This is a genomic window from Pseudomonas sp. JY-Q, assembly GCF_001655295.1.
In the GTDB taxonomy this organism is placed as follows: domain Bacteria; phylum Pseudomonadota; class Gammaproteobacteria; order Pseudomonadales; family Pseudomonadaceae; genus Aquipseudomonas; species Aquipseudomonas alloputida.
Genome location: NZ_CP011525.1, coordinates 4,327,807 through 4,339,057, shown reverse-complemented (window position 1 = coordinate 4,339,057; position 11,251 = coordinate 4,327,807). Strand labels below are relative to the sequence as shown.

At 62.1% G+C, this 11,251-nt stretch carries 13 protein-coding genes; 1 reads left to right on the top strand and 12 read right to left on the bottom strand.

Going from position 1 to position 11,251, the window contains the following annotated elements; translation table 11 throughout:
• Positions 1–4: 4 nt before the first annotated feature.
• From AA098_RS19485 to ccoN (AA098_RS19440), 10 genes are all read right to left on the bottom strand, one after another.
• Positions 5–532 (bottom strand): FixH family protein, encoded by a 528-nt coding sequence (locus tag AA098_RS19485; protein ID WP_003254292.1) that lies wholly within the window; start codon positions 530–532, stop codon positions 5–7.
• 15 nt (positions 533–547) lie between these two features.
• Positions 548–1,963 carry a cytochrome c oxidase accessory protein CcoG gene (ccoG, locus tag AA098_RS19480; protein WP_004577070.1) on the bottom strand — a complete coding sequence of 472 codons (1,416 nt, stop codon included), beginning with the start codon at positions 1,961–1,963 and terminating at the stop codon, positions 548–550.
• A gap of 296 nt (positions 1,964–2,259) precedes the next feature.
• Positions 2,260–3,237, bottom strand: coding sequence for a cytochrome-c oxidase, cbb3-type subunit III (gene ccoP, locus AA098_RS19475; protein ID WP_003254289.1), 978 nt, complete (start codon positions 3,235–3,237; stop codon positions 2,260–2,262).
• Positions 3,234–3,425: a CcoQ/FixQ family Cbb3-type cytochrome c oxidase assembly chaperone gene (locus AA098_RS19470; RefSeq protein ID WP_064615257.1), complete on the bottom strand. Its 192-nt coding sequence runs from the start codon at positions 3,423–3,425 to the stop codon at positions 3,234–3,236. Before AA098_RS19470 ends, ccoP (AA098_RS19475) begins: the two co-directional genes overlap by 4 nt.
• 5 nt (positions 3,426–3,430) lie before the next feature.
• Positions 3,431–4,039 carry a cytochrome-c oxidase, cbb3-type subunit II gene (gene ccoO / locus AA098_RS19465; RefSeq protein WP_003254286.1) on the bottom strand — a complete coding sequence of 203 codons (609 nt, stop codon included), beginning with the start codon at positions 4,037–4,039 and terminating at the stop codon, positions 3,431–3,433.
• Positions 4,039–5,481 carry a cytochrome-c oxidase, cbb3-type subunit I gene (ccoN, locus tag AA098_RS19460; RefSeq protein ID WP_003254284.1) on the bottom strand — a complete coding sequence of 481 codons (1,443 nt, stop codon included), beginning with the start codon at positions 5,479–5,481 and terminating at the stop codon, positions 4,039–4,041. Before ccoN (AA098_RS19460) ends, ccoO (AA098_RS19465) begins: the two co-directional genes overlap by 1 nt.
• An 809-nt stretch (positions 5,482–6,290) precedes the next feature.
• Positions 6,291–7,232, bottom strand: coding sequence for a cytochrome-c oxidase, cbb3-type subunit III (ccoP, locus tag AA098_RS19455; protein ID WP_064614930.1), 942 nt, complete (start codon positions 7,230–7,232; stop codon positions 6,291–6,293).
• On the bottom strand, positions 7,229–7,423 hold the full coding sequence (locus tag AA098_RS19450) for a cbb3-type cytochrome c oxidase subunit 3 (RefSeq protein ID WP_054889247.1): 195 nt from the start codon (positions 7,421–7,423) through the stop codon (positions 7,229–7,231). The genes ccoP (AA098_RS19455) and AA098_RS19450 overlap by 4 nt, the downstream gene beginning before the upstream one ends.
• Before the next feature lie 5 nt (positions 7,424–7,428).
• Complete coding sequence (gene ccoO, locus AA098_RS19445) at positions 7,429–8,037, bottom strand: cytochrome-c oxidase, cbb3-type subunit II (protein WP_003254281.1); 609 nt, start codon at positions 8,035–8,037, stop codon at positions 7,429–7,431.
• Between the two features lie 13 nt (positions 8,038–8,050).
• A complete protein-coding gene (gene ccoN, locus AA098_RS19440) occupies positions 8,051–9,475 on the bottom strand; it encodes a cytochrome-c oxidase, cbb3-type subunit I (RefSeq protein ID WP_003254280.1) in 1,425 nt (474 codons plus the stop codon).
• Between the two features lie 50 nt (positions 9,476–9,525).
• On the opposite strand from ccoN (AA098_RS19440), the gene AA098_RS19435 reads away from it, so the two are divergent.
• Positions 9,526–10,218: an alpha/beta family hydrolase gene (locus AA098_RS19435; RefSeq protein ID WP_064614929.1), complete on the top strand. Its 693-nt coding sequence runs from the start codon at positions 9,526–9,528 to the stop codon at positions 10,216–10,218.
• Positions 10,219–10,332: 114 nt separating this feature from the next.
• Here AA098_RS19435 and AA098_RS19430 read toward each other — a convergent pair whose 3' ends face one another.
• Together AA098_RS19430 and AA098_RS19425 are read right to left on the bottom strand one after the other, a co-directional pair.
• Entirely contained in the window at positions 10,333–10,617 is a 285-nt protein-coding gene (locus AA098_RS19430; RefSeq protein ID WP_003254278.1) for a pyrimidine/purine nucleoside phosphorylase, read from the bottom strand.
• A 75-nt stretch (positions 10,618–10,692) separates the two neighbouring features.
• Positions 10,693–11,244 (bottom strand): exonuclease domain-containing protein, encoded by a 552-nt coding sequence (locus AA098_RS19425; protein ID WP_003254277.1) that lies wholly within the window; start codon positions 11,242–11,244, stop codon positions 10,693–10,695.
• Positions 11,245–11,251: the final 7 nt, after the last annotated feature.

The window sequence follows — 11,251 nt, the reverse complement described above, 5'->3', positions numbered from 1 at the left end:
ATCATTACTGGTGTTCGGCGCCTTGAAGGGCTTCGTCACCCAACTGCAAGGTCACACCATGCGCCACTTTTTCCTCTTCGAACAGGCGCCAGACCTGGCCCCCTTCGCTGCCCAGCAGTTCCACAAAGCGCCGCCCGTCGACCTTGTCCTCCAGTTGTCCCACATAGCGCCCTGCTTCGACACGGCTCAGCAGCACCTTGCGGTCCTTCTCTGGCTGGGTCGGCGAAATCAGGTTCAGCTCCAGGTTTTGCGGGCCACTGCTACCGGTCAGGCGCAGGTCCACTTCGCCGGTCAGTTCGTCCAGATGCACGCTGGCTTTCAGGCCCAGCTGCTGCGCCAGCAGCTCGCGGTCCAGCGAGCGGTTGATGCCCTTGCCGGCCTCGTAGTAGTTGTCATTCACCAGGTTGTCCGGGTTGTGCACAGCGATGCTGACCATGGTCAGGCTCAGGCACACCGAGGTGGTGAGAATGCCGATGATGATCCAGGGCCAGAGGTGCTTGTACCAGGGGCTGGCGGCGGTGGCGGCAGGCATTGTGCGTTATCTCTCTTAGCGGATCTGTGGGCCGATGAAACGGCTCTTGGCTTCAACCTGGGCGTCGCTGTCGTCGGCGCTCTTGAGGATGAAGGTGATTTCGTTGGTGGTCGATGGCAGCTTCTCGGGGGCAACCGACAGCTGCACGGGAAGGCTGACGATGTCACCGGCGGCCACGCGGATCTCGCGCTGGCCTTCGAGCTTGAGGTCTGGCAGGCCGGCGGCGTCCAGCACGTAGACGTGATCGCGCTGATCCTTGTTCATTACCTTCAGGCTGTACACGTTCTCGATCCGGCCCTGGGCGTTTTCGCGGTACAGCACGCGGTCTTTGCTGACGTCGAAACCGACCAGCGAACGGGTGGCGAAGGCCGTCGCCAGCCCGATCATCATCACCAGCAGTACCACGGCATAGCCGATCAGACGCGGGCGCAGCAGGTGGGTCTTCTGCCCGGACAGGTTGTGTTCGGTGGTGTAGCTGATCAGGCCTTTGGGGTAGTTCATCTTGTCCATGATGCTGTCGCAGGCGTCGATGCAGGCTGCGCAGCCGATGCACTCGATTTGCAGGCCGTCACGGATGTCGATGCCGGTCGGGCAGACCTGCACGCACATGGTGCAGTCGATGCAGTCACCCAGGCCCTGGGCTTTGTAGTCGGTATCTTTCTTGCGCGGGCCGCGGGTTTCGCCACGGCGCGGGTCGTAGGACACGATCAGTGTGTCCTTGTCGAACATCACACTCTGGAAACGTGCATACGGGCACATGTACACACACACCTGTTCGCGCAGCCAGCCGGCGTTGCCGTAGGTGGCGAGGGTGAAGAAACCGACCCAGAAGTAGGCCCAGCCATCGGCCTGGCCCGTGAAGAATTCGACCACCAGCTCACGGATCGGCGAAAAGTAGCCGACAAAGGTCATGCCGGTGACAAAGCCGATCAGCAGCCACAGGCTGTGCTTGGTGAATTTGCGCAGGAACTTGTTGCCGCTCATGGGGGCTTTGTCGAGCTTCATGCGCTGGTTGCGGTCACCCTCGGTGACCTTTTCGCACCACATGAAAATCCAGGTCCACACGCTTTGCGGGCAGGTGTAGCCACACCACACCCGGCCGGCGAACACAGTGATGAAGAACAGGCCGAAGGCGGCGACGATGAGAATGCCCGAGAGCAGGATGAAGTCTTGCGGCCAGATGGTGGCGCCGAAGATGTAGAACTTGCGTTCGGGCAGGTTCCACCACACGGCCTGGTGCCCTCCCCAGTTCAGCCACACGGTGCCGAAGTACAGCAGGAACAGTGCGGCACCCCCAACCATGCGCAGACGACGGAACAGGCCGGTGAAGGCGCGGGTGTAGATCTTTTCCCGGGAAGCGTAGAGGTCGACGGAATCCTTCCCTTTGCTGGCAGGCGGGGTGACATCATGTACCGGAATTTGCTTGCTCATCATCAAGTCCCACGGCAGTGGAGAAACGCCGCGGCCTGTGCGTGCGGGCCGCAGTCTCGCGCAATCTGCTAGCGCTCTGCGGTCCATGATACGCCGCTGAGGGCGGTATGGGATCGCACTGCGACCTTTAGTCGCGTTGGGTTCGTGGTATGAAACGTGTTATGGCGGGTGTCAATTGATCCAGGTCATCAGCCTGCGAGAAATGCTGTGCCAGTACCGGCCTGTTCGCGGGTAAACCCGCTCCTACAAGGATCCTGTGTAGGAGCGGGTTTACCCGCGAACAGGCCAGGCCTGCCTTACTCAGCCTTGGCCGGCTCAGCCTGGTGCGACAGGCTGTACACATAAGCCGCCAGCAAGTGCACCTTGTCGTTGCCCTGCAGCTGTTCCTGGGCCGGCATCTGCCCCTGGCGGCCATAACGGATAGTCTGCTGCAATTGGGCAAAGCTCGAGCCGTAGATGAACGCCTGCGGGTGGGTCAGGTTCGGTGCGCCCATGGCGGGCGTGCCTTTGCCTTCCGGCCCGTGGCAGGCCACGCAGTTGGCTGCGAAGATCTTCTGCCCGTTCTCCACATCGGCCTTCGCACCCTCAGGCAGTGTGCGGCCATCGAGTTTGCTGACCACGAATGCAGCCACGTCGGCCACGCCCTGGTCACCGATCACTTCGGCCCAGGCCGGCATCACGCCATGGCGACCGCCCATGATGGTGGTCTTGATGGTGTCCGGTTCGCCGCCCCAGCGCCAGTCGTTGTCGGTCAGGTTGGGGAAGCCGAAGGCGCCCTTGGCGTCGGAGCCGTGGCACACCGAACAGTTGGAGGCGAACAGCCGTGCACCCATTTTCAATGCCTGTGGGTCCTTGGCTACGTCTTCGATCGGCATCGCCGCGAACTTGGCGAAGATCGGCCCGAAGCGGGCGTCGGCCTTGGCCATTTCCTTTTCCCATTCGTGCACGCCGGTCCAGCCCGGCTGGCCGTTGGAAAACTCGGTCTGCTTGTCGTTATCCAGGTACGAATAGCCCGGCAGGACGCCTTTCCAGTTGCCCAGGCCCGGGTACAGCACCAGGTAGCCGAGGGCAAAGATGATGGTGCCGACGAACAGCCAGAACCACCATTTCGGCAGCGGGTTGTCGTATTCCTCGATGCCATCGAAGGCATGCCCGACGGTTTCGTCGGTAACCTCTTCGCGCTGGCCCTTGCGGGTCGACAGCAGCAGCCAGGTCAACGAGAAGATGGTGCCCAGGGTCAGGACGGTAACGTACAGACTCCAGAAGGTTGTCATTGTTGTTTGCTCCCAGAAGCTTTTGCTTGCTCGACGTGCCGAGTGGCCTCGGGGTCATCCGCGAAGGGCAGTTGGGTCGCTTCGTCGAAGTCCTTTTTACGCCGTGGGTTGAACACCCACAGCGCCAGGCCCACGAAGGCCGCCATCACCACGACGGTGCCCAGGCCGCGAATCATCCCGATATCCATCAGCGTCACCGTTTGCTCTTGATGATGGTGCCAAGACCCTGCAGGTACGCGACGATGGCGTCCATTTCGGTCTTGCCCTTGACCGCGTCACGTGCGCCGGCAATGTCGGCGTCGGTGTACGGGGTGCCGAGTGTGCGCAGCACTTCCATCTTCTTCGCGGTGTCTTTGCCGTCGAGCTTGTTCTCGACCAGCCACGGGTAGGACGGCATCTTCGATTCCGGTACCACGTTGCGCGGGTTGTACAGGTGCGCACGGTGCCAGTCATCGGAGTAGCGGCCGCCGACGCGGGCCAAGTCCGGCCCGGTACGCTTGGAGCCCCACAGGAACGGGTGATCCCACACGCTTTCACCGGCTACCGAGTAATGGCCGTACCGCTCGGTTTCGGCACGGAACGGGCGGATCATCTGCGAGTGACAGCCTACGCAGCCTTCGCGGATGTAGATATCGCGGCCTTCCAGCTCCAGCGCGGTGCGCGGCTTCATGCCCTCGACCGGCTTGTTGGTGACGTCCTGGAAAAACAGCGGGACGATCTGGGTCAGGCCACCGACGCTCACGGCGATGACCATGAAGAAGGCCAGCAGGCCTATGTTCTTCTCGACGGCTTCATGCTTCATCAGTGCGCTCCCACAACGACGATCTTGGCGGCCTCTTCAGCCTGTGCCGGGTTGGCGGCACGTACGGTACGGAACACGTTGTAGGCCATCAGCAGCATGCCGCTGGCGAAGAACGCACCGCCCAGGGCGCGGACGATGTAGCCGGGGTGGCTGGCCTGCAGGGCTTCGACGAAGGAGTAGGTGAGGGTGCCGTCATCGTTGATGGCGCGCCACATCAGGCCCTGGGTGATGCCGTTGACCCACATCGAGGCGATGTACAGTACGGTGCCGATGGTGGCCAGCCAGAAGTGCGCGTTGATCAGGCCGATGCTGTGCATCTGCTCGCGGCCGTAGAGTTTCGGGATCATGTGGTACACGGCGCCGATCGAAATCATTGCCACCCAGCCGAGGGCGCCGGCGTGGACGTGGCCGATGGTCCAGTCGGTGTAGTGCGACAGTGAGTTCACGGTCTTGATGGCCATCATCGGGCCTTCGAAGGTGGACATGCCGTAGAACGCCAGCGACACCACCAGGAAGCGCAGGATCGGGTCGGTGCGCAGTTTGTGCCAGGCGCCCGACAGGGTCATCATGCCGTTGATCATGCCGCCCCAGCTTGGCGCCAGCAGGATGATCGACATCACCATGCCCAACGACTGCGCCCAGTCAGGCAGGGCGGTGTAGTGCAGGTGGTGCGGGCCAGCCCAGATGTACAGGGTGATCAGCGCCCAGAAATGCACGATCGACAAGCGATACGAGTAGATCGGCCGCTCGGCCTGCTTGGGCACGAAGTAGTACATCATCCCCAGGAAACCGGTGGTGAGGAAGAAGCCCACGGCGTTGTGGCCGTACCACCACTGGATCATCGCGTCGGTGGCGCCGGAGTAGGCCGAGTACGACTTGAACAGGCTCACCGGCAGCGAGATGTGGTTGACGATGTGCAGCATCGCGGTGACCACGATGAATGCACCGTAGAACCAGTTGCCGACATAGATGTGCTTGGTCTTGCGCTTGACGATGGTGCCGAAGAACACCAGGCCGTAGGTAACCCAGACGATCGCCAGCAGGATCGCCAGCGGCCACTCGAGCTCGGCGTATTCCTTGGTGGTGGTGTAGCCCATCGGCAGGGTGATCAGCGCGCCGACGATCACGGCTTGCCAACCCCAGAAGGTGAAGGCGGCCATGCTGTCGGAGATCAGCCGGGTCTGGCAGGTGCGCTGCACCACGTAGTAGCTGGTGCCGAACAGCGCACAGCCCCCGAAGGCAAAGATCACCAGGTTGGTGTGCAGCGGGCGCAGGCGGCCGAAGCTGGTCCAGGGAAGGTCCAGGTTCAGCTGCGGCCACACCAGCTGCGAGGCGATGAAGACGCCGAGGCCCATGCCAAGGATCCCCCAGACCACCGTCATGATGGCGAACTGGCGGACGACCTTATAGTTATAAGCAGTCGGACTGATTGCTGTGCTCATTCTAAGGTTCCACGGTTTTGATGTTCTTGTTGGTCGAAAAATCGGCGCCAGTATTGATAACCAGCAAGGTTACCGCAACGCAACTTTGGTACGCCGACCCGTGTCCAGGTCCGATCACTGATGTCCCGCAGGGATCGGGTCTGGGCGATTGTACACAAATAAATATTTGTAATGTGTACCGTTTTTCATCTTTTTCTGATCGATCGGTCAAGCTTTTTCTGGGGCGGCGACAGGCCATGCGCCGCGTCTGCATCGGTCCTTTCGGAGCGAAGCCCACTGAGGCAACAAGCTTAGTTCTGTTCGGTGGGGGTGCAAGGGAAGGGGACTGAGGCTGGTAGTGGGCGGGGGAGTGTAAGGCTTGAGGGTTATGGGGGCGGGTAAGGAATGGGGGTGTGGTGGGGCGGGGGGGTAAGGTTTGGGTGTTGTGGTGGGGCGGGGGGTAAGGTTTGGGTGTTGTGGTGGGGCGGGGGTGTAAGGTTTGAGTGTTGTGGTGGGGCGGGGGTGTAAGGTTTGAGTGTTGTGGTGGGGCAGAAATCGAGCGCCGCCCGCGCGGCGCTTCGCGGGTAAACCCGCTCCTACGTTTGTTTCGGGCCAATTATTCCTGTGAGATTTGCGCGCGACCGCCTTGGCGCATGTCTCGATATCGCGTCGTACAAACAAGGCGGTCGCGCGCGACTGGTGCAGGAGGGACTGGCCCGAAACAAACGTAGGAGCGGGTTTACCCGCGAAGCGCCGCGCGGGCGGCGCTCGATCTCACAGGCGGCAAATGCCTTTCGGCGGACTCACTTGGCAAATCCCTTTCGGCAAACTCACTTGGCCGTCACAGCCTCAGCCGAACCACCCTGCGACAGGCTATACACGTAAGCCGCCAGCAGGTGCACCTTGTCATTCCCTTGGATCTCGGCCTGCGCCGGCATTTGCCCCTGGCGACCATAACGAATGGTCTGCTGCAGCTGGGCAAAGCTCGAGCCATAGATGAACGCCTGCGGGTGGGTCAGGTTCGGTGCGCCCATGGCAGGCGTACCTTTACCTTCCGGCCCGTGGCAGGCCACGCAGTTGGCTGCGAAGATCTTCTGCCCGTTCTCCACATTGGCCTTCGCCCCCTCAGGCAGTGTGCGGCCATCGAGTTTGCTGACCACGAACGCAGCCACGTCGGCCACGCCCTGGTCACCGATCACTTCGGCCCAGGCCGGCATCACGCCATGGCGACCGCTCATGATGGTGGTCTTGATGGTTTCCGGATCGCCGCCCCAGCGCCAGTCATTGTCGGTGAGGTTGGGGAAGCCGAAGGCGCCCTTGGCGTCGGAACCGTGGCACACCGAGCAGTTGGAGGCGAACAGGCGGCTGCCCATTTTCAGCGCCTGCGGGTCCTTCGCCACTTCTTCTACGGGCATGGCGGCGTATTTGGCGAAGATCGGACCGAACCTGGCATCGGCCTTGTCCATTTCCTTCTGCCATTCGTTGGCGCCAGTCCAGCCATTTTCATAGCCCGGCAGGATGCCTTTCCAGTTGCCCAGGCCCGGGTAGAGGATCAGGTAGCCGACCGAGAACGCCAAGGTGCCCACGAACAGCCAGAACCACCACTTGGGCAGCGGGTTGTCGTACTCCTCAATGCCGTCGAAGCTGTGGCCCATGGTCTCGTCGGTGGTGTTGTTGCTCTGGCCCTTGCGCGTGGCGAGCAGTAGCCAGGTCAGGCCAATCAGGCTACCGATGGTCAGTACGCTGATGTACGTACTCCAGAAGGTGGTCATTGCCCGTTACTCCTTTTTGCAGCAGGCTCCTGCCCGGCAGGGGGCAGGCGGTCGTCGACGAAGGGCAGCAGGCGCGCTTCGGCGAAATCACGGTCGCGGCGGCGGTTGAAGACCCACAGGGTGAGGCCGATAAAGGCAATCATCACCACCAGGGTGCCCACACCGCGGATCATGCCGATGTCCAGTTCCATCGCACTCACCTCTTGTTCTTGATCGCGGTGCCGAGCACCTGCAGGTAGGCGACCAGTGCGTCCATCTCGGTCTTGCCTTTGACCGCTTCACGGGCGCCGGCAATGTCGTCGTCGGTGTACGGCACGCCCAGGGTGCGCAGGGTGCGCATCTTGACGTCGGTGTGGCTGTTGTCGACCTGCTGGGCAACCAGCCACGGGTAGGACGGCATCTTCGACTCCGGTACCACGTTGCGCGGGTTGTACAGGTGCGCACGGTGCCAGTCGTCCGAGTAGCGGCCACCGACCCGGGCCAAGTCCGGCCCGGTGCGCTTGGAGCCCCACAGGAACGGGTGGTCCCACACGCTTTCACCGGCCACCGAGTAGTGGCCGTACCGCTCGGTTTCGGCACGGAACGGGCGGATCATCTGCGAGTGGCAGCCCACGCAACCTTCGCGGATGTAGACATCGCGGCCTTCCAGTTGCAGCGCGGTATAGGGCTTCATGCCTTCGACCGGTTTGTTGGTGACGTCCTGGAAGAACAGCGGGACGATCTGGGTCAGGCCGCCGATGCTGACGGCAAATACCATCAGCAGGGCCATCAGGCCGACGTTTTTCTCGATGACTTCATGTTTCATCAGGCGTTTCTCCTCAAGCCAACTGGGCGTTCGCAGGGGCGACGTCAAGCGCTGGCGAACGCACGGTGCGCCAGGTGTTCCAGGCCATCAGGAACATGCCGCTGAGGAAGATCGCGCCGCCGACGAAGCGCACGACGAAGCCTGGGTGGCTGGCCACCAAGGTTTCCACGAACGAGTAGGTGAGCGTGCCGTCGCTGTTGACCGCGCGCCACATCAGGCCCTGGGCGATGCCGTTGACCCACATCGAGGCGATGTACAGTACGGTACCAATGGTGGCCAGCCAGAAGTGCGCATTGATCAGGCCGAGGCTGTACATGCGTTCTTTGCCGAACACTTTGGGAATGGTGTGGTACAGCGCGCCGATCGAGATCATCGCTACCCAGCCGAGGGCGCCGGCGTGGACGTGGCCGATGGTCCAGTCGGTGTAGTGAGACAGGGCGTTGACCGTCTTGATGGCCATCATTGGCCCTTCGAAGGTGGACATGCCGTAGAACGCCAGCGACACCACCAGGAAGCGCAGGATCGGGTCGCTGCGCAGTTTGTGCCAGGCGCCCGACAGGGTCATCATGCCGTTGATCATGCCGCCCCAGCTTGGCGCCAGCAGGATCAGCGACATCACCATGCCCAGCGACTGCGCCCAATCGGGCAGGGCGGTGTAGTGCAGGTGGTGCGGGCCGGCCCAGATGTACAGGGTGATCAGCGCCCAGAAGTGCACGATCGACAAGCGATACGAATACACCGGCCGTTCGGCCTGCTTGGGCACGTAGTAGTACATCATCCCCAGGAAGCCTGCGGTCAGGAAGAAGCCCACCGCGTTATGGCCGTACCACCACTGCACCATGGCATCGGTGGCGCCTGCGTAGACCGAATAGGATTTGGTCAGGCTGACCGGCAGCTCCAGGTTGTTGACGATGTGCAGCAGCGCCACGGTCAGGATGAAGGCGCCGAAGAACCAGTTGCCGACGTAGATGTGTTTGGTGTTGCGCTTCATCAGCGTGCCAAAGAACACGATGGCGTAGCCCACCCAGACGATGGTGATCAGAATGTCGATCGGCCATTCCAGTTCGGCGTATTCCTTGGAGCTGGTGTAGCCCAGCGGCAGGCTGATGGCCGCCAGCAGGATAACCAGTTGCCAGCCCCAGAACGTGAACGCGGCCAGGCCCGGTGCGAACAGGGTGGTCTGGCAGGTGCGTTGCACCGAATAATAGGAGGTGGCGAACAGTGCGCAGCCGCCGAACGCGAAGATCACCGCATTGGTATGCAGGGGGCGCAGGCGGCCGAAGCTGGTCCAGGGGAGGTCGAAGTTGAGGGACGGCCAGGCGAGCTGGGCGGCGATGAAGACGCCGAGCCCCATCCCGACGATTCCCCACACCACCGTCATGATGGCGAATTGGCGGACCACCTTGTAGTTATAGGCGGTACTGCTGGTTGTGTTCATGTATGGGTTCCCATCCACGGTTATTTGGCAGGCTTTACAGCGAGGCAAGCATGATTAATGGGCAAAGTGCCGGTATTGACGGGGATCAATGGGCGAAGGTCGCAAATGTCCCAGGCTTGCGCTGCGATCCTCCGCGGTTTGAAGGTAAAGAGGGCTACAAGGGGTGCCTGATTCTGGCCCATGGCGCGGGCGCGCCGATGGACAGCGGGTTCATGGACGAAATGGCGCAAAGGCTTGCGGCGCTTGGGGTAGCGGTAGTGCGCTTCGAGTTCCCGTACATGGCCGAGCGCAGGGTTACCGGTGGCAAGCGGCCGCCGAACCCGAAGAAGGTGTTGCTTGAATGCTGGCGCGAGGTGTACCGGCAAGTGCGACCTTTGGTCGCGGGCAAGCTGGCCGTGGGTGGCAAGTCCATGGGCGGGCGCATGGCGAGCCTGCTGGCCGACGAATTGGGCGCGGATGCGCTGGTGTGCCTGGGCTATCCGTTCTACGCGGTGGGTAAACCCGAGAAGCCACGGGTAGAGCACCTGGCCGAGTTGAAAACACCGACGTTGATCGTGCAGGGCGAGCGGGATGCGCTGGGTAACCGCGAGGCGGTGGCGGGGTATGCGTTGTCGCCGGCGATCGAGGTGAGCTGGCTAGTGGCGGGGGACCATGACCTGAAGCCGTTGAAGGCTTCGGGGTTCAGCCATGAGCAGCATTTGCAGGCGGCGGCTGAACGTGTTGCTGATTTCCTGAAGGATTAGTGCTGGATTCTTCGCGGGTAAACCCGCACCTACAAGGACCGCACACCATCGAAGGTCGGCTCAGCACCCTGTAGGAGCGGGTTTACCCGCGAAGAGGCCGGAACAGGCCGGCGCTTAGTCGCGGTATTCGCACAGGTAAGCGGTATCCACCTTCACCTGCAGCTGGAACTTGCTATCAGCCGGCACGTTGAACTTGTCACCGGCGTTGAAGGTTTCCCAGTTGTCGCTACCTGGCAGTTTCACGGTCAGCGCGCCCGATACCACATGCATGATCTCACGCTTGGCAGTGCCGAATTCGTACTCGCCCGGAGCCATGACGCCGACAGTGGCCGGGCCTTCTTCGCCCGAGAATGCGATCGACTTGACGGTGCCGTTGAAGTACTCGTTGACCTGGAACATGGGCGACTCCTGAAAAGAGGTGCTGAAAAAAGGGCTGGCCAGTATGCCCAAGGCCACAGGCCTCGTCATCTGCTTTCAGGGGCTGTGGGCGGGCAGGGTCAACGGTAATAGCCGCGCCGTGTTGCGCGCATCTTCCAGGGCCCTGTGCTGTTGCCCGCAAAAGTGCATGCCGGCCAGTTGCAGGGCGCCGTTCAGACCGGTGGGGCGCTGCAGGTGGCGGGCCTTGGCAAAGCGTTGCTTGAGGTTGATATGCGGCAATGTGCGCAGCAGGCTGTCGAGGCCGTGCTGCTGCCACTCCTGGTGCAATTGCTGGCGGTCGTAGTCGCCCCAGCTGACCCAGGCCTGAAGCTGCCCGCGGTGGTGCCCCAGCCAGCGCTCGAAGCTTGCCCACACCTCGCGAAACGGCGCGGCGTTGTCCACGTCGGCCTGGCTGATGTGGGTCAGCTCACGGCAGAACGGGGTCAGCTGCGGCCGCCGCCGTGGCTTTACAAAACGCTGGAAATGGTCGACCTCGCGGCCTTCGCGGGTCACCAGGCTTGCGCCGATTTCAATGATTTCCATCTCTGTGACCGGCCACCCACCATCGTCGGTGGTGGCTTCCAGGTCGATCACCAACCAATGGCCCATACCAGGC

Excerpts from the sequence above, each read along its gene's own strand:
- AA098_RS19485 (WP_003254292.1), bottom strand. The coding sequence starts at position 532 with ATGCCTGCCGCCACCGCCGCCAGCCCCTGGTACAAGCACCTCTGGCCC.
- ccoG (WP_004577070.1), bottom strand. The coding sequence starts at position 1,963 with ATGAGCAAGCAAATTCCGGTACATGATGTCACCCCGCCTGCCAGCAAA.
- ccoP (WP_003254289.1), bottom strand. The coding sequence starts at position 3,237 with ATGACAACCTTCTGGAGTCTGTACGTTACCGTCCTGACCCTGGGCACC.
- AA098_RS19470 (WP_064615257.1), bottom strand. The coding sequence starts at position 3,425 with ATGGATATCGGGATGATTCGCGGCCTGGGCACCGTCGTGGTGATGGCG.
- ccoO (WP_003254286.1), bottom strand. The coding sequence starts at position 4,039 with ATGAAGCATGAAGCCGTCGAGAAGAACATAGGCCTGCTGGCCTTCTTC.
- ccoN (WP_003254284.1), bottom strand. The coding sequence starts at position 5,481 with ATGAGCACAGCAATCAGTCCGACTGCTTATAACTATAAGGTCGTCCGC.
- ccoP (WP_064614930.1), bottom strand. The coding sequence starts at position 7,232 with ATGACCACCTTCTGGAGTACGTACATCAGCGTACTGACCATCGGTAGC.
- AA098_RS19450 (WP_054889247.1), bottom strand. The coding sequence starts at position 7,423 with ATGGAACTGGACATCGGCATGATCCGCGGTGTGGGCACCCTGGTGGTG.
- ccoO (WP_003254281.1), bottom strand. The coding sequence starts at position 8,037 with ATGAAACATGAAGTCATCGAGAAAAACGTCGGCCTGATGGCCCTGCTG.
- ccoN (WP_003254280.1), bottom strand. The coding sequence starts at position 9,475 with ATGAACACAACCAGCAGTACCGCCTATAACTACAAGGTGGTCCGCCAA.
- AA098_RS19435 (WP_064614929.1), top strand. The coding sequence starts at position 9,526 with ATGATTAATGGGCAAAGTGCCGGTATTGACGGGGATCAATGGGCGAAG.
- AA098_RS19430 (WP_003254278.1), bottom strand. The coding sequence starts at position 10,617 with ATGTTCCAGGTCAACGAGTACTTCAACGGCACCGTCAAGTCGATCGCA.
- AA098_RS19425 (WP_003254277.1), bottom strand. The coding sequence starts at position 11,244 with ATGGGCCATTGGTTGGTGATCGACCTGGAAGCCACCACCGACGATGGT.